This window comes from Proteus columbae (genome assembly GCF_002777965.1).
Lineage (GTDB): Bacteria > Pseudomonadota > Gammaproteobacteria > Enterobacterales > Enterobacteriaceae > Proteus > Proteus columbae.
On the sequence record NZ_NGVR01000032.1, the window covers coordinates 179,370 to 203,112 of the forward strand.

General features: G+C 37.4%; 21 protein-coding genes. 8 read left to right on the forward strand and 13 right to left on the reverse strand.

What is annotated here, in order from left to right:
* Positions 1–29 precede the first annotated feature (29 nt).
* Positions 30–1,412, forward strand: a complete 1,383-nt coding sequence (gene xseA / locus CBE70_RS17525) for an exodeoxyribonuclease VII large subunit (RefSeq protein WP_100160336.1) — start codon at positions 30–32, stop codon at positions 1,410–1,412.
* Positions 1,413–1,519: 107 nt separating this feature from the next.
* Here xseA and CBE70_RS17530 read toward each other — a convergent pair whose 3' ends face one another.
* The 5 genes from CBE70_RS17530 to maeB form a co-directional block, all read right to left on the reverse strand.
* The gene (locus tag CBE70_RS17530; protein ID WP_100160337.1) at positions 1,520–3,763 is read right to left on the reverse strand and encodes a TonB-dependent receptor; all 2,244 of its coding nucleotides are present in this window, start codon (positions 3,761–3,763) and stop codon (positions 1,520–1,522) included.
* Between the two features lie 165 nt (positions 3,764–3,928).
* On the reverse strand, positions 3,929–6,097 hold the full coding sequence (locus CBE70_RS17535) for a S9 family peptidase (RefSeq protein WP_100160338.1): 2,169 nt from the start codon (positions 6,095–6,097) through the stop codon (positions 3,929–3,931).
* A 27-nt stretch (positions 6,098–6,124) separates the two neighbouring features.
* Complete coding sequence (locus CBE70_RS17540; protein ID WP_232797430.1) at positions 6,125–6,907, reverse strand: energy transducer TonB family protein; 783 nt, start codon at positions 6,905–6,907, stop codon at positions 6,125–6,127.
* A gap of 45 nt (positions 6,908–6,952) precedes the next feature.
* Positions 6,953–7,822 (reverse strand): ChaN family lipoprotein, encoded by an 870-nt coding sequence (locus CBE70_RS17545; RefSeq protein WP_100160340.1) that lies wholly within the window; start codon positions 7,820–7,822, stop codon positions 6,953–6,955.
* 187 nt (positions 7,823–8,009) lie between these two features.
* The gene (gene maeB / locus CBE70_RS17550) at positions 8,010–10,292 is read right to left on the reverse strand and encodes an NADP-dependent oxaloacetate-decarboxylating malate dehydrogenase (RefSeq protein ID WP_100160341.1); all 2,283 of its coding nucleotides are present in this window, start codon (positions 10,290–10,292) and stop codon (positions 8,010–8,012) included.
* A gap of 556 nt (positions 10,293–10,848) precedes the next feature.
* On the opposite strand from maeB, the gene CBE70_RS17555 reads away from it, so the two are divergent.
* Positions 10,849–11,472 carry a response regulator gene (locus CBE70_RS17555; RefSeq protein WP_100160342.1) on the forward strand — a complete coding sequence of 208 codons (624 nt, stop codon included), beginning with the start codon at positions 10,849–10,851 and terminating at the stop codon, positions 11,470–11,472.
* Positions 11,473–11,549: 77 nt separating this feature from the next.
* Here CBE70_RS17555 and CBE70_RS17560 read toward each other — a convergent pair whose 3' ends face one another.
* Positions 11,550–12,110, reverse strand: a complete 561-nt coding sequence (locus tag CBE70_RS17560; protein ID WP_100160343.1) for a hypothetical protein — start codon at positions 12,108–12,110, stop codon at positions 11,550–11,552.
* Positions 12,111–12,316: 206 nt separating this feature from the next.
* Here CBE70_RS17560 and CBE70_RS17565 point away from each other — a divergent pair, with 206 nt between their 5' ends.
* Genes CBE70_RS17565 through CBE70_RS17580 form a run of 3 tightly spaced genes read left to right on the forward strand, consistent with a single transcriptional unit; the run spans position 12,317 to position 14,597 of the window.
* A complete protein-coding gene (locus CBE70_RS17565) occupies positions 12,317–12,688 on the forward strand; it encodes an ArsC family reductase (protein ID WP_100160344.1) in 372 nt (123 codons plus the stop codon).
* Positions 12,689–12,693: 5 nt separating this feature from the next.
* Positions 12,694–13,824 carry a succinyl-diaminopimelate desuccinylase gene (gene dapE, locus CBE70_RS17570; protein ID WP_100160345.1) on the forward strand — a complete coding sequence of 377 codons (1,131 nt, stop codon included), beginning with the start codon at positions 12,694–12,696 and terminating at the stop codon, positions 13,822–13,824.
* Entirely contained in the window at positions 13,821–14,597 is a 777-nt protein-coding gene (locus CBE70_RS17580; RefSeq protein WP_232797431.1) for a M15 family metallopeptidase, read from the forward strand. Before dapE ends, CBE70_RS17580 begins: the two co-directional genes overlap by 4 nt.
* Before the next feature lie 17 nt (positions 14,598–14,614).
* Here the strand turns inward: CBE70_RS17580 and CBE70_RS17585 are convergent, their stop codons facing one another.
* Complete coding sequence (locus tag CBE70_RS17585; RefSeq protein ID WP_100160346.1) at positions 14,615–14,998, reverse strand: DUF454 family protein; 384 nt, start codon at positions 14,996–14,998, stop codon at positions 14,615–14,617.
* A 98-nt stretch (positions 14,999–15,096) separates the two neighbouring features.
* Here CBE70_RS17585 and CBE70_RS17590 point away from each other — a divergent pair, with 98 nt between their 5' ends.
* Entirely contained in the window at positions 15,097–15,306 is a 210-nt protein-coding gene (locus tag CBE70_RS17590) for a YpfN family protein (RefSeq protein ID WP_036936107.1), read from the forward strand.
* On the opposite strand, the gene CBE70_RS17595 is transcribed toward CBE70_RS17590, so the two are convergent.
* From CBE70_RS17595 to ypfJ, 3 genes are all read right to left on the reverse strand, one after another.
* The gene (locus tag CBE70_RS17595) at positions 15,269–17,317 is read right to left on the reverse strand and encodes a tRNA(Met) cytidine acetyltransferase TmcA (RefSeq protein WP_100160347.1); all 2,049 of its coding nucleotides are present in this window, start codon (positions 17,315–17,317) and stop codon (positions 15,269–15,271) included. The two genes, CBE70_RS17590 and CBE70_RS17595, sit on opposite strands and share 38 nt — an antisense overlap.
* 2 nt (positions 17,318–17,319) lie before the next feature.
* A complete protein-coding gene (locus CBE70_RS17600; protein ID WP_006533030.1) occupies positions 17,320–17,772 on the reverse strand; it encodes a DUF441 domain-containing protein in 453 nt (150 codons plus the stop codon).
* 61 nt (positions 17,773–17,833) lie between these two features.
* Positions 17,834–18,718, reverse strand: a complete 885-nt coding sequence (ypfJ, locus tag CBE70_RS17605) for a KPN_02809 family neutral zinc metallopeptidase (RefSeq protein WP_100160348.1) — start codon at positions 18,716–18,718, stop codon at positions 17,834–17,836.
* A 268-nt stretch (positions 18,719–18,986) separates the two neighbouring features.
* Here ypfJ and CBE70_RS17610 point away from each other — a divergent pair, with 268 nt between their 5' ends.
* Together CBE70_RS17610 and CBE70_RS17615 are read left to right on the forward strand one after the other, a co-directional pair.
* Positions 18,987–19,685 (forward strand): helix-turn-helix transcriptional regulator, encoded by a 699-nt coding sequence (locus CBE70_RS17610; RefSeq protein WP_100160349.1) that lies wholly within the window; start codon positions 18,987–18,989, stop codon positions 19,683–19,685.
* Between the two features lie 106 nt (positions 19,686–19,791).
* The gene (locus CBE70_RS17615; protein WP_100160350.1) at positions 19,792–20,403 is read left to right on the forward strand and encodes a glutathione S-transferase family protein; all 612 of its coding nucleotides are present in this window, start codon (positions 19,792–19,794) and stop codon (positions 20,401–20,403) included.
* A 164-nt stretch (positions 20,404–20,567) separates the two neighbouring features.
* Here the strand turns inward: CBE70_RS17615 and purC are convergent, their stop codons facing one another.
* The 3 genes from purC to bamC all read right to left on the reverse strand — a co-directional run bounded on the left by purC (position 20,568) and on the right by bamC (position 23,729).
* Positions 20,568–21,281 (reverse strand): phosphoribosylaminoimidazolesuccinocarboxamide synthase, encoded by a 714-nt coding sequence (purC, locus tag CBE70_RS17620; protein ID WP_088495303.1) that lies wholly within the window; start codon positions 21,279–21,281, stop codon positions 20,568–20,570.
* A gap of 523 nt (positions 21,282–21,804) precedes the next feature.
* Entirely contained in the window at positions 21,805–22,395 is a 591-nt protein-coding gene (locus CBE70_RS17625; RefSeq protein WP_023581905.1) for a phosphatase PAP2 family protein, read from the reverse strand.
* Between the two features lie 287 nt (positions 22,396–22,682).
* The gene (gene bamC / locus CBE70_RS17630) at positions 22,683–23,729 is read right to left on the reverse strand and encodes an outer membrane protein assembly factor BamC (RefSeq protein WP_100160351.1); all 1,047 of its coding nucleotides are present in this window, start codon (positions 23,727–23,729) and stop codon (positions 22,683–22,685) included.
* Positions 23,730–23,743 lie beyond the last annotated feature (14 nt).

Genomic DNA, 23,743 nt, shown 5'->3' on the forward strand with positions numbered 1-23,743 from the left:
TCTTTGTTTTAAAATTTGATCTGGCTCACATGACACTACCGATAAACAATAATATTTTTACTGTTAGCCGTCTAAATAAGACCGTTCGCCAGTTATTAGAAATGGAAATGGGTCGCATTTGGATCAGCGCTGAAATTTCCAATTTTACTCAACCCTCTTCTGGACACTGGTATTTTACGTTAAAGGATACTAATGCCCAAATTAGAGCGGCGATGTTTCGTGGGCAAAATACTAAAGTTACTTTTCGCCCTCAGCATGGTCAGCAGGTTTTAGTTCGCGCAACAATTACATTGTATGAACCACGAGGCGATTACCAATTGATTGTTGAGAGTATGCAACCTGCTGGTGACGGGCTCTTACAACAACAATTTGAGCTATTAAAACAAAAACTCAGTGCTGAAGGGTTATTTGATGCTATTCATAAAAAACCCCTACCATCTCCCGCTAAACAGATTGGTGTTATCACTTCATCAACGGGAGCCGCACTACACGACATATTAAATATTCTTCGTCGCCGTGATCCTTCTTTGCCTGTGCTTATCTACCCAACCGCTGTTCAAGGTGCTGAAGCGCCTATGCAGATTGTTCATGCCATCGAACTTGCTAACCGCCGTAAAGAGTGTGATGTTTTAATTGTTGGTCGTGGTGGCGGTTCATTAGAAGATCTCTGGGCATTTAATGATGAACGCGTTGCTCGTGCTATTTTTGCCAGTGAAATTCCAATTGTGAGTGCAGTTGGTCATGAAACCGATGTGACCATTGCTGATTTTATTGCCGATCTTAGAGCACCAACCCCTTCTGCGGCGGCAGAACTTATTAGTCGTAACAAACTTGAGCTATTGCGCCAATTGCAGTCACAGCAACAACGCCTTGAAATGGCGATGGATTACTATTTAGCGAAAAAATTACGCGCAAAAACACAGCTTCATCATCGTTTACAGCAACAACATCCTCATTTACGTCTTGCTCGTCAGCAAAATGTATTAGCTTCCACACAACAACGTTTAGTTTCTAGTTTTCAGCGGCTATTGCAAACCAAGCAACATCAACAAACACAACTACAAAAACGCCTTAATTACCAAGAACCTAGTTCACAAATTCAAGCATTACTTCGCCAACAACAGCAGTTGATTTACCGTATGAGAGAAAGTATTTCACTACAGTTATCTCGTCAACGTGAACAATTCGCTATTAGCTGTTCTCGTTTAGAAAGTGTGAGTCCTCTCGCAACACTTTCTCGCGGTTACAGTATTAGCGAAACAGAGTCTGGAGAAGTGCTGAAAAATACCAAACAAGTGAAAGTGGGCGATCCACTAAAAACCCGTGTTGAAGATGGTTGGATCATTAGTGAAGTGGTTAAAACACAAAAGATAAGAGCTAAACGTAAAACTGCTTCTAAAAATGATAATTAGCCCCATCAAATGGCTTAGATCAATATAAATACAAAAAGAAAACGGCATCAGAATTATATTGATGCCGTTTTTTATTATTTATGCTTTAAGATAATCATTACGTTATATTAAAAACGGACTTCTCCTGCAAATAAGTAGCTTCGACCTCGAGCAGTTTGAGTATTACTTCCTGGCTCTTGCATAATTGGCGCTGAATTGCTTCTATCAAGCGCATTAGAATAGTTTTTATTCATTAAATTATGCACAGCAAATTTCAGTGAGATATTTTTATTAATTTGGTAATTGCTATAAACGTCAATGACCGTTGGGATTTTTTCTTGTTCTACCATAGGAACCTTACCAGTATCGAAATCTAGCCCCTCTGGTGCGGATTTGCGTGATTTTCCTGTTATTTGGATCACAGTACCTAATTCTAATGACTGGTCATCAAAGAAGCGAACACCGGTATCAATAGTGGCATAATATTTAGGTAATTCAGAAGCGGGTGTTTGCCCAAAGTCAGTACTGGCAATCGACGTCGGTTGAGATGTTCGCTGATCGCTATAAGAAAGGTTTGTGTAAAAAACTCCTGCATCATAATTTGCTTGAAGTTCATAACCGCGTAAAGTTACCGGCTCAAGACTATTGGTATACAGGAAAATATTGCCATCATATTCTATTCCTGCATAATCCTCATTCGTTAAAGAACCGTCATTTTTACAACGCACCCCACCTTGACATACAAAATAAGAATCACTAGAAATGTAGTCTTTGATTTTTGTGTGATACCACAATCCTTTAAATCGTAGGCTGTCACCTTCAATAATTAAATCAGGGCGATAGCTATTAAAACCTAATTGAACAGTATCTGCCTTTTCGCTTTTTAAAAATGGATTCATTGATGCACCACCTTCATTGGCAAAGAAGATCTCTTGAGATGTAGGTGCTCTCATCGTTTGTGCATAACTTATAAATGGCTGAAATTCTGGAATAATTTCAGCAGAAAGCAACATTCCAGGATCCCAATTTCTATCATGGCGATTGACATTCATTTCTCCTTCAGGGAAACAAGCAGCTGTTGGATCGCAAGCAGGTTTACGCCCTTTAATATGATAATCGACATAATTTAAATTGAGATCTAACGTATAAATATCATATTCAAATTTCATTTGTGAGAAGAAACTGGTTAAATCGTTTTTTCCTTGCGGTGCAAACGTATTATATTCAACCATGTTTTGTGATTGCCACGGATCAGTAGAAGGCGCAACAACATTACGTTTGTATTCTGTTGACATTAATTTTGAGCCAAGCGTTAATGCCATATCCAATTCACCGTAATTAAAGCGGCTGGTATTTTTGGCCACTAATGAGTCAGATATATTTTTGGCATTTGCTTCACGTAAGCTCACAAGAGAATCACCCTCAAATTTTTGTGATGCTTGGCTGTGGCTAAGCAAAATTTCGCTATCAAATAAATCATTTAACGGTGTATAGCGATATTTTGCATAATAATCTTTGGCGTCAATTTTACGACGATTAAAATTATTGTTATAAAAACGACCACTTAATTCTAATTCATGAGAATCGTTTGGTTTTATATTTATTTTAGTGAGTTCTGAGTGTGGTCTTTGATTAAATTCTTTACTTGTCGAAAATTCCTCACTATTAAAACCCGCGCCATTTTTATAAGACGATTCTATTTTGTGTCCACTTAACGCAAGCATTGCACCAACTGTACCATTATCATTAAATAATGAACGCTGCCCTGCAAAAGCAACCATACCGTTATAACCTAAGCCATTTGTGCCACCAGCGGCTTTACTTCTTACCCCCCAAGAGTGGTTTTCAAATAAAACATCTTCTACACCAATGGTTTTAAAATTAGCACTTCCTGCTAGGGCATTAATACTATTTTCACCATCTTGTTGACCACGAGAAATGTCGATTTGAATAATGAAATTCGGATCGATCATGGTATTAAATTGGTTGTAAGGTTGCGCACCATGAGCATATTGGCTAGGTGATGTGCTATACATAGTTTGTGTGACACCATCCACCATCATATTAACGCGACCAAAACCGCTAAGCCCACGAATATTGACACTAACACCCGGTTGACTCACATCCATTTGAGTATACGTTCCCGGTGTTGAACGTAATGCTTGTTCAACAGATTCAAGATTATTAATTTCACCAATAGAGCTATAAGCACCCGGTTTTCCCAATGTTTTTTGTTCAGGTGTTTCTTTTTGTGCTGATGAAACTTTTAAGCTACTAAATTGAACCGCTTTATCTGTTTCAGATGCGATGGCAAGATGATTAACACCCGAAAATAAAATAAGAGTGCTAAGTATTTTCCTTGTAAATTTCATAATAAACCTATTCTTTATTTTTATTTAAATAGGCTCACGTTGCTTTATATAAAGTAATTAAACTAGAAAATATTATTATTGTTATATTCGTATTAAATAATAGCGCTGCCTCTCTTAAAGAAAGACAGGCTAATTTATTAAACTTATTTATTATTACAGATTATTCTATTTTATATTTTGAGCTTTAAAATAGACTTCAGGCTGTTCTAACATCAGAATAAAGGCATATTCTTTTGCTGTGTCGCGTAAGCGATTAAAACGTCCTGATTTACCACCATGCCCTGCACTCATATTCGTATCAAGTAATAGTAGGTTATTATCTGTTTTTAATTCACGCAATTTAGCAACCCATTTTGCAGGCTCCCAATATTGCACTTGTGAATCATGTAATCCTGTTGTGACTAATAAATGAGGATAAGCCTTGGCAACCACATTATCGTATGGACTATACGATTTTAGGCGGAAATAAACGTCTTTATCCGCAGGATTTCCCCACTCTTCATATTCCCCTGTTGTTAAAGGAATTGAAGCATCAAGCATTGTTGTCACAACATCTACAAAAGGAACTTGAGATACAACACCACGGTATAATTCTGGTGCCATATTCACAACAGCACCCATTAATAAACCCCCCGCACTGCCACCCATAGCGTAAACGTGTTTAGGTGCTCCGTAACCATTGGCAATTAGATATTTAGTGGCATCAATAAAGTCTGTAAAAGTATTAACTTTATGTTCCATTTTACCTTGGTTATACCAGCGCTTGCCTAATTCGCCACCACCACGCACATGTACAATTGCATAAACAAAGCCTCTGTCTAATAAACTTAAACGAGGTGAACTAAACGAAGGATCAATGCTACTACCGTAAGAGCCATAGCCATAAATTAAGATAGGATTTTCACCTTTCTTAAATAAGTCTTTGCGATAAACCAATGATACGGGAACTTCAACACCATCTTGTGCTTTTACCCAAATACGCTCACTTTCATACAAATCACGTTCAAAGCCTTTTACTTCTTGCTGTTTAAGCAGTTGCTTTTGATGCGTTTGCATATTCCATTGATAAGTTGAAGAAGGCGTTGTCATGGAAGTATAACCAAAACGAAGTTCTTCACTATCCGCTTGTGGGTTAAATCCTAGCCATGCCATATAAACAGGATCGTCAAACGTAACATAAGTTGATTGACCTGTTTTCCAATCAATTTGACGTAATGACACTAGACCTTGTTTTCTTTCTTCCACAACCAACCAGCGATTAAAGAGATCAAAACCTTCTAAATCGACCTCTTTTTGTGGTGCAATGACGGTTTCCCAAGGCTTATCGATTGATGCGGTTTTATAAAGGCCAAACAATTCACTCTCATGATTTGAACGAATATAAAATTCGCCATTAAAATGGTCGATATCGTACTCACGTCCTTCTTGACGTGCAGAGAAGACAACCATCGGCTTTTCTGGTGCATTCGCGTCAATTAAACGAGACTCTGAGGTTGTTGAGCTTTCAATCGAGACAAGAATGTAATCTTCAGATTTGCTTTTACCCATCCATGTATAAAAGCGATCGTCGTTTTCTTCGAAAATTTTGACATCTTGCTTACGATCAGTGCCATATTGATGGCGATAGATTTGATAAGGCAGTAGCGTTTGCGGATCTTTATCAACATAAAATAGTGTTTTGCTATCATTTGCCCACACAAGATTTGCAGAGATATTGGTTAACACATTCTCTTTCCATGTATTATCCGATAAATCTTTATAAGCAACATTATAGTTTCTGCGCCCTTCTTTATCTTCTGCAATAGCAATACGTTTGTTATCAGGGCTGATTGTCAGATCACCTAATTGATAAAATTCGTGCCCTTTAGCACGTTCGTTTCCATCAACGAGAACTTCCCATTCACCTTCACTATTTACTGGTTTACGCTGATAAATAGGGAAATCTTTACCTTCTTGATAAATAGTACGATACGTATATCCGTTATAAATATAAGGTACTGATTCATCGTTTTGAGCCATACGGCTCACCATTTCATTAAAGAGCGTTTCTTCAAGCGCCTTACCTTCTTTCATCACTGATTCGGTATAGGCATTTTCAGCGTTCAGATAATCAAGCACGTTAGGATCTTTACGTGAATCATCTCGTAGCCAATAATAATTGTCGGTGCGCGTATCTCCGTGATCTGTCATCACATGAGGCACTTTATTCGCTTTTGGTGGCATCACTAGGGAGTCCTTCTGATTTTGAGCCAATGCAGGTGTTGCTGAAATTAACAATGCCATGATCGCACTCGTTAATTTCAACGTCATCCGTTTTTTTGTTGCGACTAGCATAACGTTTTATTTCCTTTTGACCTGTCGTTAGAACGTTAGTGTAGAAAACTCAATTGGCATTTCAACCATTATTTTACCTTTCGACAATAACTCTATCGGCGGTATAGGTAAGGGTTCAGCACGTTTGAGTACTCTTTGTGCTTCTCTGTCTAAAGAACGCACGCCACTACTAAGAATTAATTCACTCGATATGACATAACCTTGTTCATCAACAATAAAGCGCACTTTAGAAACACCTGTTCTGCCTTTGCTTTTTGCTTCTTCAGGGTAGGCTTTATAGCGATTAAGGTGTCCTTTTGTTTTAGCCTGCCATAATGCTAACGCGTTTTCTGAGCTATCTGAATCGCTATCATAATTTGCACTAACATCGTTAGATTGCTGTTTTGCCGCAGAGCGACTACTTGAAGGCGCCGATTGACTAGACACATTCTCGCTAATAGTAGGCGCGGGCTTTACCGGAGAGGTAACAGGTGTCACTTTAGCTGTTTGCTCTACATTGACTCTTTTGTTAGGTTTTTCAAGCAAGATATCTGCGTTTTCATTCACGATTAGATCAGGTTGTTTTTCAGCAATATCTTGCTCTACCTTTTTTTGGCTTGCCACCGCTAGTTGTTGATCGACTCCTACAATCTGTTTTTCATTGCTGATTGCTTGTACGTTTTCACTTAAGCTCATCATTACAGCTAATTCTGGCTCTTGTATAAGTACTGTATTCTCTTTATTGAAATAAAAATAAGCTATGACAAAAATAGCATGTACACCGATAGCCAAAATAAATGCTTTAGAACTGCAAAGCTGAAATTTTGGCATTTGATCCATACAAGAGGAAATAAGCATATTCGTGTTATCAATAAATTAAGGTAATGCGACAGGTGTTATCCAAAGATAATCGGCATGAACTGAAGTAACATCACTTCCCTCTTCCGTCATTATCACGACTGTCACGTTTTCATTCGGCGCTAGATCAGCAACGTGTAAAGGAACACCCATTACTTTTGTGGCATGAAAAGAGCCAGCAATTAAAAGTGCCGGTGTCGGAGCATCTAATAAACTTTTAGCCATTGCACGATCTCGCAATTGCTGAATAACTGTCATTTTTTCTGCTTGTGTTTTATCAAGTTCACCGCCATGAGAAAGCTCAATTGTTTTTTGAATAAGTTGGCGAACAGATGTATCAGTTGAATGCACACCATCAATAATAGGAGGATTTTTATACGCACTAGATATTTCACTGCGATCAATATTTGCAGCTAATAAAGGATAATCAGCGCTTAGCCCTGCTTTAACAATATTGCCATACCATTTCCAAGGCCAACCTGAATTCCATTTTAATGCAGCCATTAATCGCTCATCTCGTAGGTATTCAGAGCCTGAATAACGTTTCTTTGTGTTATCAACTAATGATTGCTGGCTTGGTGTTAGCATCTCAAGTAAAACCGCTCCTTGAGGGCGTTTTTTAGGCAGTTCTGTCATTAACCAATATTCAATATCATGATGATAAGCATTGTCATGTTTTTCACCAATAATCACATGTGATTGACTTGCTAATCGTGTTAACAGTGTGTCTGCTGTGATGGATTGCCCAGTCTGAGTATCAATGATATTTGCCGACTGAATAATTGCCAGATCTACGGTTGATACAGGTTGTTTTTCTATTGAATGACATGCTGAAAGACTTATTAATGAAACTAGTAGTAAGATCCTTTTTGATATTGAGAAAAACATAATCATCCTATTAGTTATATATACCTACTTTAGTTAGACGCATAGGTTAATATTATTGTTAATAATTATCAATATCATTATTATATTAATTTGCATTTAATATTTTTTATACCTATTTAAAGAGTATAAAAAAAGCGCCTGAAAAAGGCGCTTTACTTTATAGATGGAATAACTAAATTAGTGACAATTAATTCTGAGATTGTGCCTGAGCTTCAACAACAGCTAATGCCACCATATTTACGATACGACGTACTGATGCAATTGGTGTCAAGATATGGGCTGGTTTAGCAACCCCCATTAACACTGGCCCTACTGTCACACCATCAGAGCTAGTTACACGTAGTAAGTTATAGCTAATGCGTGCAGCTTCCATTGTTGGCATAACTAACAGGTTTGCAGAGCCTTTTAATGGGCTATCTGGCATCACATCACGGCGAATAGATTCTACTAATGCTGCATCTGCATGCATTTCACCATCAATTTCTAATTCAGGTGCACGTTGTTTGATTATCTCTAATGCTTTTCTGAGTTTGATTGAAGATGGACTATCAAATGAGCCGAAACTTGAACGAGAAACCAGCGCTGCTTTTGGCTCAATACCAAAGCGACGAATAGTATCAGCAGCCATAATCGTAATATCTGCTAGTTGTTCTGCGGTTGGATCTTCATTGACGTAAGTGTCTGTAATAAAGGTGTTACCACTTGGTAATAGCAGCGCATTCATTGCCCCTGCTGTTTCCATTCCTTCACGTAAACCAAACACATTTTTGTAGATTTCAAAATGTTCAGAATAGCTGCCCACAGTACCACAAATCAGGCCATCCGCTTCACCTCGACGAACCATAATGGCACCAATAAGTGTTGGATTGCCAATCATTGCACGGCGAGCTTGCTCTTGTGATACACCGCGGCGTTTCATGATTTGGTGATATTCTTGCCAATATTCTTTGAAACGTGGATCGTTTTCATTATTCACCACTTCAAAGTCTTTACCGGCTTTAATATGTAAACCCAATTTCTGAATACGCATTTCAATCACACTAGGGCGACCAATTAAAATTGGAGTGGCTAATCCTAATGTTACTAATTCTTGTGTTGCATGCAGTACTCGGTTTTCTTCCCCTTCTGCTAACACAATACGTTTTTTCTCTTTTTTCGCTTGCGAGAAAATAGGTTTCATAAATAAGTTCGTTTTATAAACAAACTCATTAAGGTGTTCAATATAAGCAGAGAAATCTTCAATTGGACGTGTTGCAACACCAGAATCCATCGCCGCTTTTGCAACTGCTGGCGCAATTTTCACAATCAAACGTGGATCAAACGGTTTCGGAATAATGTATTCAGGGCCAAAAGAGAGTTCCTGATCACCATAAGCAGAAGCAACTTCTTCGTTTTGTTCAGCGAGTGCTAATTCAGCAATAGCATGCACACAAGCGAGTTTCATCTCTTCATTAATTGTTGTCGCACCAACGTCTAATGCGCCACGGAAGATGAATGGGAAACACAATACGTTATTAACCTGATTTGGGTAGTCAGAACGTCCTGTACAGATAATCGCATCAGAACGTACCGCTTTTGCTAGCGGTGGTAAAATTTCAGGTTCTGGGTTTGCTAGCGCGAGAATAAGTGGATCCCGTGCCATTTTTTTGACCATTTCTTGCGTTAATACGCCAGGCCCTGAACAACCTAAGAAAATATCAGCATTATTAATAACATCATCTAATGTACGAGTACCGTTATCTTCAATTGCATAAGCGGCTTTAGTTTCTGCCATATTAGCTTCACGCCCACGGTAGATAACCCCTTTAGAGTCACATACAGTGATATTTTCGCGTGTTAGCCCTAAAGCAACTAATAAGTTCATACAAGCAATAGACGCGGCACCTGCTCCTGATACCACTAATTTTACTTTACTAATTTCTTTTTTAATAATACGCAAGCCATTGAGAATAGCGGCTGTAGAGATAATCGCTGTACCATGCTGATCATCATGGAATACAGGAATGTTCATTTTCTCACGTAGTTTTTTCTCAATATAGAAACACTCTGGTGCTTTAATATCTTCGAGGTTGATACCACCAAATGTTGGCTCTAATGATGCGATAATATCGACGAGTTTATCAGGATCTGTCTCATTAACTTCAATGTCAAAAACATCAACGCCAGAAAACTTCTTAAACAAAACGCCTTTACCTTCCATCACAGGCTTACCTGCTAAGGCACCGATATTTCCAAGTCCAAGTACCGCTGTACCATTTGAAATTACCGCGACAAGGTTACCCTTGGCTGTGTAGCGATAAGCGGCAAGAGGATCTGCTGCAATTTCTAAACAAGGAGCGGCGACACCCGGTGAATAAGCTAATGCTAAATCACGTTGGGTTGTAAGTGGTTTTGTCGGTGTTACTGTGATTTTGCCAGGTACGGGAAATTCATGAAAATCTAGAGCGCTTTGTTTTAATTTGTCTTCCATCTTCATATCCTTTGTATCAATAGGGTAAGGGCTTCGTTAGTATAATGGTAATGGAGCGTTAAATCATGACGGCTCCGACACTTTTTTCAAATTAGTAAACAAGATTTATTATAAACAATTAATACCTAGTTATAGGTATATTATTAACGCTATTTAATTTCATTGGTGTAATAAACTCGAACAGAAAAAAGACAATATTTGTTTATTATTTACCAGATATTAAATTAACATTTAAAATAATTAATTTTTTTATATTGTTTAAAAAAACAATAACTATTTTCACCTGTTGATTATTTTTAAAATAGCCTTATCTCCACACAACTCATTGTAACTATAAAGATTTTATAAAATTGGATTTTTTGTTAGTCGTTTTGGTTATTTTCTTTTTTACCCGTAACAATAATTGGTGTAATATTGCCAACCGTCAATTTTATTTTCTTATTGTTTTAATAAGATGTCTGATTCTAATTTTTATTCCTCATTTGGAATTTACTTTTTTATTTTCTGCTATTGGAAAGATTACGCACATTATTATTTTTTTTTAGGGAGAGGGGTTATGCCTAGCTACTCAATTATGATAGTGGATGATCACCCTATCATGAGATATGGATTACGGCTATTGTTAGAAAAAGACAAGGATTTTGTCGTAGTAAGCGAAAGTGGCAATGCTCAAGAGGCTGTAACCGCTGCAAAACAGTTAAATCCAGACTTAATTATGATGGATTTGAATCTACAAGGGCGTTCAAGTATTGATATTATTCGAACACTTCGTCGCTCTGGTTTAACATCTTATGTTCTTGTTTTATCCGTTTCTGATTCGCGTAATGATGTTTACGCTGCGTTGGATGCAGGCGCAAACGGTTATCTTTTAAAAGAGTGTGAGTTAGACATGCTATTACTTAGCCTACGCAAAGCGGCTGTTGGGCATCCAGTTTATAGTGAGCGAGTGTGGCAATATATTCAGCTTAGGCAAAACTATTCTGATCCACTTTCAGCGTTAACTAAAAGAGAGTTGGATGTTCTTCATGAAGTGTCTGCTGGTATGAAAAATAAGCAAATTGCTGAGAATTTATTTATTTCTGAAGAAACCGTGAAAGTTCATATTCGTAATATTTTAAAGAAACTGCAAGTTACTTCTCGTTTAGCTGCCAGTCTTATTCTTATTAAGCATCAGTACTAAACGCTTTACCCCGACACTGGGTCGGGGTAATCAGAGCTATTATTGAATATTTTGCTTAGTGCTATATTAAGTCATTTCTACTCAATGGGAACAGGATAACTTAATACTTTAAAATGGTTATCTGGTAATTTTTCGATATTTAACTGATACAGCTCTCGATTGATTCCATTAATCACAATATCAAGTTCGCTAAAGGCGGATTGTATTTCCTCATTGGTTGCCCATGAAGGAATACCCTTGACACCATAATAAAAATAAATCTTACTTTTGCCTGATCCTATCGGTTGGATCTCTTTAATTTGGCTAATGAACAGGTGACCATAACAGAAGTCTTGATAAGGTTGCCATGCTCTGCGCCCTTTTTCACTGAGATTGAACACCCATTCTTCTCCATTTGCGGTTTGTTCAATCAATCCTGCTTCAACTAATGCATGCATTCTTTCTAGCACCCAAGGTGCATCATCTTCATTGCTATACACAGGCCATTTCCCTTCGCCCAAACACAATAAATAATCACTGTTAAAAAAAGCCTCTAAGGCTATTTTATACTCATCAACTTTTTGACTGTCATTTTCTTCATCTGCCCAGCTAAAAGAAGAAAGTAAAAGCAATATAAGACTCAGTGAAATACTTTTCATATTCTCTTTTACCAACGGAAATCTTTATTCGTATTTGTATTACGCTACGCTACACAATTCGTTACACTAACGTGACAGTTTAATATCCGATATATTTTATAATGTAAATAGGATTTTTCACTACAACAAAAGCTGTTATTTTGGAATTGTATAACACTCATTCTCATCAATACTAATATTACGTATTGTCATATAAGGAAAATATCATGTCCACGACAAACCTGACATATACCATGTACGGCATAAAAAATTGCGATACAATCAAAAAAGCACGTAAATGGCTAGATGATAATCATGTTCCCTACACGTTTCATGATTACCGCAAAGAGGGTTTGACGGAAGCATTATTACGCACCTTTACAGAAAATTTAGATTGGCAGACACTTGTGAATAAAAGAGGAACAACTTGGCGTCAATTATCTGATGAAGAAAAAAACGCAATCACTGATGTTACCTCTGCAATTTTACTTATGTTAGATAAACCCGCCATCATTAAACGCCCTATTCTTGTGTCATCAGACAACCGCTTTATTGTTGGTTTTGATATCAATGATTATTCGACCTTTACAGGAGCCTAATTTTTATGTCCTGTCCTGTTATTGAGCTTGCACAACAACTGATTTCGCGCCCCTCAATCAGCCCTGATGATCAAGGTTGTCAGCAACTGATTATCGATAGGCTTGCCCCTCTTGGCTTTACGATTGAAAGAATGCCTTTTGGTGAAACTGAAAATCTCTGGGCTTGCCGTGGTGGTGAAGGTGAAACACTGGCTTTTGCTGGTCATACTGACGTTGTGCCAACAGGCGATCCTAATTTGTGGGATAACCCGCCTTTTGAACCGTCTATTCGTGATGGTATGTTATATGGACGTGGTGCGGCAGATATGAAAGGCTCGCTTGCCGCCATGATTGTAGCGGCAGAACGTTTTGTTCGCTCTTATCCTGATCACCGTGGACGACTCGCTTTTTTAATTACATCAGATGAAGAAGCTAAAGCCGCAGATGGTACAGTTAAAGTCGTACAATCTTTAATGTCACGAGGCGAACGTCTCGACTATTGCCTTGTGGGTGAACCTTCAAGCCAACATCATTTAGGCGATATGGTAAAAAATGGTCGTCGAGGCTCAATAACAGCAAATTTAATTATTCAAGGTGTGCAAGGTCATGTCGCTTATCCTCACCTTGCAGAAAATCCTATTCATCTTGCATCCCCTTTTATCCAAGAGCTTGTTAATACGGTTTGGGATGAAGGTAACGAATTTTTTCCAGCAACCACAATGCAAATTGCCAATATCCATGCAGGTACAGGCAGCAATAATGTGATCCCTGGAGAACTGTTTATTCAATTTAATTTCCGCTTTAGTACCGCCATTACAGATGAAGAAATTCGCCAACGTACAGAAGCGTTATTACAAAAGCATCAACTTCGCTATCAACTGGAATGGTCTTTATCTGGTCAGCCTTTTATTACTAGGCAAGGCAAATTACTTGAAGCTGTACGTTACTCCGTCAAGCATTACACCAATTTAGAACCAGAGCTTTCCACCAGTGGAGGCACTTCTGATGGTCGATTTATTGCCCAAATGGGAGCGCAAGTTGTCGAATTAGGCCCTGTTAACGCAACAATTCATAAAGTTAATGAGTGCGTTAATGCAGCAGATTTACAACAACTTAGCCGAATTTATCAGCGGGTTATGGAGCAACTTATTTTATGATAACGCCTTTAATGCTAACTGGCCGTTCTACCGATCATTTAGTCACTTTATCCGGTCAGCATCGCTTACAATTTAATGCCACTAAGGCCTTTTTAGCATTACAACAACAAGCCACAAAAGCAGGCTTTAAATTAATGCCAGCNCATTTAGTCACTTTATCCGGTCAGCATCGCTTACAATTTAATGCCACTAAGGCCTTTTTAGCATTACAACAACAAGCCACAAAAGCAGGCTTTAAATTAATGCCAGCCAGCTCTTTTCGTGATTTTAATCGCCAATTAGCTATATGGAATGGAAAGTTTGAAGGTACTCGCCCTGTTTTAGATGCACAAAGCCAGCCAATAGATATTCATGCATTATCAGAAGGTGAGCGCTGTATCGCTATTTTAAAATGGTCAGCATTGCCTGGTGCAAGTCGCCATCATTGGGGCACTGAGATTGATATTTACGATCCTTTTCGTCTACCTGAAGGTCAATCATTACAATTAGAACCTTGGGAATATGAGAATGGTGGCTATTTTGCAGAGCTTAATGAATGGCTAACAGAAAATATGTCTGTGTATGATTTTTATCGTCCTTTTACTCATAAAGAGAGCGATATTGCTTACGAGCCATGGCATATCAGTTATTGGCCTCTTTCTCATGAAGCTTTTCTTGCTTATACACCTGATATTCTAAAATCAGTGTTAGAAGAAGAGAATATTTATGGTAGAGAGTGGTTATTAGCTAATCTTGACGAGATATTTGCACGTTACATTGTTTTGCCTGAGTAAGTTTTGCCTGAGTAACGTTATTTTTCACATGGAGCTTCTTGTTGGTCATTAACAGGAAGTCTCCACATAAATATCAACAAACACGCTAAGATTATCAGCAATAATATTCTGACCCAAAGCATAGACACTAACCACAGTGAAATCGCAAAGGTAATTAAGATCACTAAGATAGCTTTAGGTTTTGCCCCTTTAGGCATAGCGCGATAAGTTTGCCAATATCGTAAATAAGGGCCGAACCAAGAGCGATAAAGTAACCAATAATGGAAGCGCTTTGACGAGCGAGAAAAACACCATGCAGCAAGTAATAAGAAAGGTGTAGTGGGCAACACAGGCAAAATAACACCTAATGTAGCTAATCCAACACATAACCAACCTGCTATAATCAATAATATCCGTTTCATGCTGTGCTTTTCCAACCTATGCTTTATTGCGTTATTTTATAGAGTAAATAAAAAAGATCCTCATTCTCAACAACAATTTTAAAATATAAGGCTTATTTATGCACTGGTTTGCTGACTATTGGTGGGTAATTTTAATTCTTTTAGTAGGAATTATTATTAACGCTATTAAAGATATGAACAAAATCGATCCCAAGCAATTTCTTAAAAATAAGAGAAAGTTGCCTCCACATCGTGATTTTAATGATAAATGGGATGATGAAGACGATTGGCCTAAACAAAATCAAAACAAGAAGGATGAGAATAAGTAGCTAACCACTGTTGATAACGCGATGTTAATTGAGCATCTTTTTCAGCCATTAATTGCGCACATTGTGCTCTTAATTGCTTAGTTAAGACTTTTTTTCCTGATAAAGAAAACTCAGCCACACACTGCTCGACTGACTTATTGTCTACAAAAAAAGCCACTAGTAACGGATAGTGTTGCTCATAACCTACCAAAAAATTAGCAACACTCTCATAAACAGTAAGTGCTGGGCGATGAGCAAATGCAAAACCCGCCATCATTAACCAGTTGTCTTGTGGTGTAGCAATATAACTTGGTATTAATTTATCCGCTAAGTAGAGCTTTGTTTGCTGTTCTATTTGCTGATATTGCATAGCAAAAGCGCGTAAAGACGAGCGTAATAACTGTTCGCCTTTTTCTGTTAGTGGATAAATTGCCATTGCAGCGTAACATCCACTGCTCGCCTCTTTATGTACCCCGAGTCGTACTATTTGAAAACCACATTGCATCCAAAACTGTGCTAACACTTCAGTATAACCAAAGCTCACCGAAAGATAATCAATAGCCTGTTTTTGGCTCTCTTTTACAATATTAGCAATTAAAGTTGCGGCAATTTTTTGGCGTCGATATTGAGGTAAAACAGCAATACGGCTAATACGCAATGAGTTCAAACACATTGCATCTGGTGTTAAACCATAAGTTACTAATGATTGAGCAACCAGATTACCTCTAGGCCTACGAGTACCTAACCAGACATCGTGAGCAAGTTCGAAAGGTAATCCCCCTTCTTCGATACACCACACTGCACCCACGATTTTTTTATTGATTGACGCTGACCAATAACGCTGTTTTTGACCATCAAGTAAACGTCGTAGATCTAGTGGCGTTGTTCGATAATGCGCACTAGTAAGCAACTGATAAAAATCATGTAGTTGTGAAATGCTATTATGCCAATTTCCTTGAAGCTGCTGAATATCGATTTCACCTTGTTGCTGATGTTCAAAATCATACTCAAGCTCATCAAGCAATAACAACTGATTAAGCCAGTTTTCTAATGGACAATCTTTAGCCCAACGAATTGGTGTTTGTAATTGATAGGTATGCAAATTAGGAATGTTGTCTCCTAATTTCAGCATAAAACCTCGCCCTGTTCCTTCATAGCCTTGTACTGTGGTTGTCATTAAGACATTAGGAAAATAACCACACAGCACTTCTAGTTGTGCAATCGGCAGAGAAGCTGCCTCATCAATAATCAGCCAATCACTTTGAATTTCGTTATTTATACACAGCGCTAATAAATTATCAGGAGAGTAAAATGAAATAGCTTTATTGGTGTGTGAAGATAAAACATCTGTACTATTTTTAGCCGGCGCACATACCAGTACATTTCCTTGATATTGCTCGATAAACATTCCCGCCAGCGCTGACTTTCCTCTGCCTCTTGGTGCAATAACACTCCAAATACCGGATGTCGATAAGAGCAGATTATCTAAAATCACTTGCTGCTCTGCGGTTGGTTTACCTTGTGGAAGCGCCCAAGGTTTAGCTTTTTCAACCAATGAAGGGAGTTGAAATGGCGTTGATTGTTGCCAGACAATTACTTGCTCATCACCTAAAGTGATATTTTTTAGCCATGCCATAAAATTTGGTGTTGAAAGCACACCTTGAGCATCATTCCACCGCTGGCTATCTTTATCGGTATAACTGTCCCAATATTCAATATCAGGCAAGCACAAAATCAATACACTACCTGCTTTTAATGTACCCGTTAGCATGGCTAAAGCATCAGTGTTAAATTCCTCATTAGCATCAAAAATCGCATGCAGAAACTCTCGCCCTAATAGACGAATAGCGTGTTCAGGCAAGATAGCATGGGGTTGATTGGAAGAAATCGTGACCCAATCACCTTGGCATAATTGAGTAATTTGCTGGATTTGCGCCGTTTGCCATGCAGGTTCGCCCGCTAATAGCAGTAACTGGCGTTGCCCTAATTGAGCTAATTTTTGCTGATATTGATGTAAATAGGAAAATGGCACAGCTAGGATTTACCGATTAACAATGAAAGAATACCAGCTGCAATTAATGGCCCAACAGGTACACCTCGGAAAAGTGCGACACCAATGACAGTTCCCACTAATAAGCCAGCAACCGTTGAAGGTTGGTTATTCATTAGAGAAACGCCACGTGCGCCTAACCAAGAAACCGCGATACCTATTGCAATTGCGAGCAATGATTTCCAGTTTAAAAATGAATTAAGAACTTCTTGCCCTGAAATACGCCCTGTTGCAATGGGTGTCATTACCCCAATAGTCAAAATTAAGATCCCTATGGTCATGCCATATTTTTCAACAACAGGAAAATATTGATTTAGAGGCGTGATTTTAATCACTAGCAAAGCAAGCATTGCTAACGTTACAGTCATATTATGACTAATAATGCCAAGTCCTGCGAGAACCAGCAAAATTAATAGTGAGGGATCAACATTACTCATGTATGTTCCTAAGCCTTTCTCTTTATAGCGTTAATTATCTTTTATTTACCGACGAATGGTATTAGTTCAAAGACGAAGAAGCAAATGTATCACAAGACTTAATACTGCCACTGTTATAGCCTCTCATAAACCAAGTCTTACGCTGTTCTGCTGTGCCGTGTGTAAAACTATCAGGCACCACATAACCTTGCTGTTGTTTTTGTAACTTGTCATCACCTATCGCTTGCGCCGTTTTGATCGCAGTTAATAAATCGCTTTCATCAATACGACCTTCACCTGCAATAAAATGCCCCCACATTCCAGCAAAGCAGTCTGCTTGCAACTCTAATTTTACGGATAAACGATTTGCCTCTGCTTTTGAACGCGCCATTTGTTGTTTTTCACGCATTTGATTAGTGATACCTAATAAATGCTGAACATGGTGCCCTACTTCATGTGAAATCACATAACCTTGAGCAAATTCACCACCACCACCTAGGCTATGTTTCATTTCATTATAAAAAGAGAGATCTAGATAAATCTTTCTATCCGCAGGGCAATAAAAAGGCCCCATTATTTTCGTACCTGTACCGCATTGCGTGGTGGTGCTATTGGTATATAAAACGAGTTTAGGATAGCTGTATTGTTTGCCTGCTTGTGCAAAAATCGTTTGCCAAAAATCTTCTGTACTGGCTAAAACGACGCTACTAAAGTCTGCGGCTTCATTATAAAGGGCACTTTGTTGTTCGTTGCGTTGTGGCGATTGGTCGGTTTCACCCGTTAATGAGTTAAAGTCAAATCCCATAAAACTGGCTATCACTAAAACAATAATAATCACAAATCCATATTTAGTGCGTAACAAAAGTGCAATTAATCCTAATGGGAGATTGCCACCACCTGATGCGGGGGAAGATTGCCCTCTTCTATCTTCAACATTGTCACTTCTTCGGCGATCATTCCAACGCATAACTTATCCCCCACAGTTTAAATAGACGACTTTAGCTTTATTATGAACAAATTTATCACTTGATTTGAGATAATAACAAATAATTGCAATCTCTATTCCTTATTTTTTAAGAGCAAGATAATAGAGACTATCAGAGTAAAATAGCACCCGTTATCACAACGAACAAATAAACATCAAAAGGAATTAAAACTGCTTTTTTAACGATTTCATAATAGAATTCTTATTTATTGACTTTGTATTTTTTCTTCACTCATAAACAGATAATTTAATGACTCGAACTCAACGTTTACTCACTTTATTGCAGATTTTAAAAGAGAATCGCTATCCGATAACGGCAGATGTATTGGCAGATAAATTACAAATTAGTGTCAGATCTATTTATCGTGATATTGAATCTCTACGTAATCAAGGTGCTGAAATCACGGGTGAGGCAGGCATAGGTTATCAGCTAAAATCAGGTTTACTCCTGCCACCATTAACCTTTGATATTAATGAACTTGAAGCACTTATTTTGGGTTTACGTTGGGTAGAAAGTAATACAGATAAAGAGTTAAGTCACTCTGCATTACGAGCAATTAATAAAATCAATGCGGTGGTAGCAACACAGCATCAGACATTGCTTGAACAAAATACATTATTTGTTCCCATTAACCGAATTATTGAAGTTGATCATACCATTGCTAAAGATATGCGCTTTAGTTTACGCGAAGAAAAAAAAGCCCAAATAGATTATAAAGATGCTCAAAAACAATTAAGCACTCGGATTATTTGGCCTATTGCTGTGGGTTACTTTCAAGATTCCCAAGTTATTGCGGCATGGTGTGAATTACGCCAAAGCTATCGCCATTTTAGACTCGATAGAATTATCTCTTATAAAGTATTAAGTGATAATTTGCCTTACCCTAAGAGCTATTTATTATCACGCTGGAAAAAAGAGATCTTGAAAGAGACTCCTGACAAAAATTGACACACAGTTTGCGTAATATCTTCCTTGCTGTTCTTTATTTAGTTATATCAGTTTAGCTGTTTCAGCTTAAACAACATCATATTAATCAACACAGTAAGGAAACATTATGAGTGAACTTATTCTTTATACTAATACAATGTCTCGCGGTAACACTGTAGAGCTTTTCTTAAAAATATTAGATGTGTCTTATCAGCGTGTTGAATTAGAATATGGCGAACCAATGCGTACTCCTGAATATCTTGCTATTAACCCGATGGCAAAAGTTCCTGCATTAGTTGATGGCGAAATCGTCGTTACAGAGACAGCGGCAATTTGTGCTTATTTAGCCGATAAGTTTATTGAAAAAGGATTTGCTCCTGCCCTTAATTCACCAGAGCGTGCGGCTTATTATCGTTGGTTCTTTTTTACTGCTGGTCCTATTGAATCTGCATTTACGGTGAAAGAGCTAGGTATTGAACTTAATGAAGAACAACAAAAATCATCTGGCTTTGGTTCTTTTGAACGTACTTTTCATTGCTTAGAAACAGGCTTAGCCAGCGCCAAACCTTATCTTTGTGGTAAAAACCTGACTGCCGTTGATGTTTATGTGGGTTATTTCCTTATATTTTTGTGCAAGTATGCGCTTATCCAGCCTACACCACTGATTAATCAATATATTGATAACCTTGCGCTTAATAATGAGATTAAACAATTATTACAGAGCTTAGGATTACGATAAATTTTCTTATTATTAAACGTAATTCAATCAAGCTATCTGCATAGCTGCTTAATTATGTCTTTAATACATTCTATTTAAAACACGATATTTAAAACAAAAGGTCAGCTTTTAAGCTGACCTTTTCTAATTACATCTTATTTAACTTGACGTAATCGTTTGCGTATTTAGTCTAAAGAAACACCGATTCGACGTGCAACTTCTTCGTATGCTTCAATTAATCCGCCTAAGCTTTGACGGAATCGGTCTTTATCCATTTTATCTAAGGTATTTTTATCCCATAGGCGGCTTCCATCAGGCGAGAATTCATCACCTAATACAACTTTGCCATGAAATAGACCAAACTCAAGTTTAAAATCGACTAAAATAAGTCCTGCTTTATCAAAGAGTTCGCTAAGGACATCGTTTGCTTTATAGCTCAAACGTTTCATTTCTGCGAGGTTTTCTTTAGACACCCAACCAAAGGTTTCACAGTAAGATTCATTGACCATAGGATCATGACGAGCATCATCTTTTAAGAATAAATCAAAGATTGGTGGATTTAAAAGTGTACCTTCTTCGATACCTAAACGTTTGACTAATGATCCCGCTGCACGATTACGAATAACACATTCAACAGGTACCATATCGAGTTTTTTTACTAGCACTTCATTATCAGAAAGCAAACGTTCCATCTGCGTTGGGATACCCGCTTCTTCCAGTTTATTCATAATGAAATGGTTAAATTTGTTATTTACCATTCCCTTACGATCAAACTGTTCAATACGTTGGCCATCTAACGCTGATGTATCATTTCTGAATTCAAGGATAAGAAAATCAGAAGATTCAGTGGCATAGACCGTTTTGGCTTTTCCACGATACAACTCAGCTTTTTTCTGCATCTGACACACTCCAAAGATGTGATAGGTTTAACAAGAAATTTGCTTCCCATACTCTACTCTAGATTAGATAAAAAAGCTTTTAAAACGTGAGTACTATCACTAAAAAATCTCATCGACAACGCACTGACCACAACGTTTTTTTGTTGAAAACCACACCATGATTAGAAATCATATTTTAATTAATCCCATTAAGTAATTACACTAATAGCCAACATTATAATTACTAGAGAAAAGAGTGGGTTAAAAATTTTAGGATATATAAAACATAAAAAGTCAGAATAAGAATAATTATAGATTATATCACTTCATTATTTCTATTTTCAGATGATATTATTAATAAACATTAGATCTGTTTAAGATTACATTTATTTTGAGTAATCAATAATAAAAAACCAGATTAATTTCTTTTTATTGAAAATAAATCTGGTTATCAATATTAGCATCAACAAGTTCTAATGATTTATCTCTTATCTATTTTTATATTAAAAAACCTCATGTTATCTATTAATAACATAATGCTTAATTAAATAATAAAACAGTAGATCTCATAAGCAAACCAGCCTAATAAAGCGCCAGCAGGTAAATCAATTAAGTAATGTTGTTTCGTAAACATGCAAGATAATGCAATAAATAGTGGGAATAAGAAAACCCATGGTCCTAAAGTTGCATAAGCAAGACAGGCAGTGAGTGTTGCAACGGAAACGTGCATACTTGGGAAGCAGTTTGAGGAGTCATCAAAATACTGAACAAACTTTAGAAATTTCTCTGATGCTGTTTTTCCTGGGTTTAAGGTGCGCCAATGTGCTGGGGTTGCAACAGGGAACACAACAAAGAAAAACATTTGCATGACTAACAAAACAATATAACTAAAAACAATCATAATGAATTGTCTGGAGTCTTGAATGATCCAATTGAGATATAAAATTGCAGGATAATATAAAAAGCTATAGATCCATGACCACCATGGCCAGAAAGGAATTTTTTCATCAATCGGTGAATTAATAATTTTCACTTCTCTCAATGTATATCGTTGAGTAAAAAAATAAAACTGATAAACACCTACAATGAGTATCCCACTTAATATCAAGTGAATAATCATATCACCTGCACTCATAAATACTCCTTCATATAGTCAGAGAATGCTTTGTTATTTTTATTTAAGAAAAAGAATTGACGCAATATTGCATAAATTTAAGTGTATTGCATTAAGATTAATATTATTAATAAAATTAAATTAAACCCTATCATTAAAAGAACATTCAATTAAGGACGTTTAATCTGATAGCTCCAATGTATTTTTATAAATAAATTTCAATTTAGATTAATACTATTTAGTTAAGATCATAAAAAAAGCCGCACAACATTTATTGTGCGGCTTTCCATAGTTTTAAAGAATAAGGCTTATTTAACAGGCTTACTAAAAGCTGCTTTCAGTGCGGCAACCATTTGATCATTTTGTGATTGTGTTAATGGTTTACCTTTATCACTGATAAATTGTAAACTACTGCGGTTATTTAAATCGCCGACTTGTAATTTATAATCAGCTTCTTCAACAGTTGGTCTATCAACACCTAATGCACTCCAGTTTGCACTGCTCATGCCTTTATAGGTTACTTCGATTGAACCTTTAGAACGTGTGCGATCGCCCATCTTCATACCAACACTTTCTAATGCGATAGGTAATCTATCCCAAACCACATCAAATGGTGCACGAACGATAATCACTGGAAGACCTGCATTATCACTGCCACTTTGGACATCGATAATACCTTGTAAGCTACTACTTGCCGTATTTTCGCTTAAATTACGCATACGATTTAAGCCATCAACCAATTCGTTAAGCATTAAAATATTATAACGCTTCACTTCAGCCGGATCAGTTACTTCAGTTTCGCCTTGGCGTAAACCTTCGTTAGTTACTGTTAGCGAAATAACATTACCTGACTGAGCAATGACTAAACGCTGACGTGTTTGGAAAGGTACGTTTTCATCAGCACGTAACCATGTGATCCAATCGGTATGGATCTCTTTTTGTCCAGCATCACTTTTAACAATCGCAACACCTTTCTCTTTTAAGATAGAGCTAACTTGCTCATACAGTGTTGTATTTTCAGGTGAGTTTGGTAATAGCAAACGGCTGTTATCTGCATTATTTTCACTGCGTGAACCACTTAACAAATTCAGTGCTTGAGTTGGTGGACGAATATCAAGCGCTAAACCAACAGGTTCAGTTTTTTTAGGGGTTGGAATGTCATATTCCCCATTTTGCAAAGGCAACACCATACCCGCCGGAATCGCTAAATTCTTTAGCCCTGCTGTCTCTAAATAAGACTCATCACCACTGACCTGACGTTTATAGCGCTGATCACTTGAACAGGCTGCCAGTAAAACCACCAGCGACAGACCCGCGACTTTCATAATCTTTGATTTATGCAATAGTGTTGCCATTAAAATTCCCTAAG

What these genes read in the sequence shown, in the direction of transcription:
- xseA (WP_100160336.1), top strand. Translation starts at nt 30, where the DNA reads ATGACACTACCGATAAACAATAATATTTTTACTGTTAGCCGTCTAAAT.
- CBE70_RS17530 (WP_100160337.1), bottom strand. Translation starts at nt 3,763, where the DNA reads ATGAAATTTACAAGGAAAATACTTAGCACTCTTATTTTATTTTCGGGT.
- CBE70_RS17535 (WP_100160338.1), bottom strand. Translation starts at nt 6,097, where the DNA reads ATGCTAGTCGCAACAAAAAAACGGATGACGTTGAAATTAACGAGTGCG.
- CBE70_RS17540 (WP_232797430.1), bottom strand. Translation starts at nt 6,907, where the DNA reads ATGCCAAAATTTCAGCTTTGCAGTTCTAAAGCATTTATTTTGGCTATC.
- CBE70_RS17545 (WP_100160340.1), bottom strand. Translation starts at nt 7,822, where the DNA reads ATGTTTTTCTCAATATCAAAAAGGATCTTACTACTAGTTTCATTAATA.
- maeB (WP_100160341.1), bottom strand. Translation starts at nt 10,292, where the DNA reads ATGGAAGACAAATTAAAACAAAGCGCTCTAGATTTTCATGAATTTCCC.
- CBE70_RS17555 (WP_100160342.1), top strand. Translation starts at nt 10,849, where the DNA reads ATGCCTAGCTACTCAATTATGATAGTGGATGATCACCCTATCATGAGA.
- CBE70_RS17560 (WP_100160343.1), bottom strand. Translation starts at nt 12,110, where the DNA reads ATGAAAAGTATTTCACTGAGTCTTATATTGCTTTTACTTTCTTCTTTT.
- CBE70_RS17565 (WP_100160344.1), top strand. Translation starts at nt 12,317, where the DNA reads ATGTCCACGACAAACCTGACATATACCATGTACGGCATAAAAAATTGC.
- dapE (WP_100160345.1), top strand. Translation starts at nt 12,694, where the DNA reads ATGTCCTGTCCTGTTATTGAGCTTGCACAACAACTGATTTCGCGCCCC.
- CBE70_RS17585 (WP_100160346.1), bottom strand. Translation starts at nt 14,998, where the DNA reads ATGAAACGGATATTATTGATTATAGCAGGTTGGTTATGTGTTGGATTA.
- CBE70_RS17590 (WP_036936107.1), top strand. Translation starts at nt 15,097, where the DNA reads ATGCACTGGTTTGCTGACTATTGGTGGGTAATTTTAATTCTTTTAGTA.
- CBE70_RS17600 (WP_006533030.1), bottom strand. Translation starts at nt 17,772, where the DNA reads ATGAGTAATGTTGATCCCTCACTATTAATTTTGCTGGTTCTCGCAGGA.
- ypfJ (WP_100160348.1), bottom strand. Translation starts at nt 18,718, where the DNA reads ATGCGTTGGAATGATCGCCGAAGAAGTGACAATGTTGAAGATAGAAGA.
- CBE70_RS17610 (WP_100160349.1), top strand. Translation starts at nt 18,987, where the DNA reads ATGACTCGAACTCAACGTTTACTCACTTTATTGCAGATTTTAAAAGAG.
- CBE70_RS17615 (WP_100160350.1), top strand. Translation starts at nt 19,792, where the DNA reads ATGAGTGAACTTATTCTTTATACTAATACAATGTCTCGCGGTAACACT.
- purC (WP_088495303.1), bottom strand. Translation starts at nt 21,281, where the DNA reads ATGCAGAAAAAAGCTGAGTTGTATCGTGGAAAAGCCAAAACGGTCTAT.
- CBE70_RS17625 (WP_023581905.1), bottom strand. Translation starts at nt 22,395, where the DNA reads ATGAGTGCAGGTGATATGATTATTCACTTGATATTAAGTGGGATACTC.
- bamC (WP_100160351.1), bottom strand. Translation starts at nt 23,729, where the DNA reads ATGGCAACACTATTGCATAAATCAAAGATTATGAAAGTCGCGGGTCTG.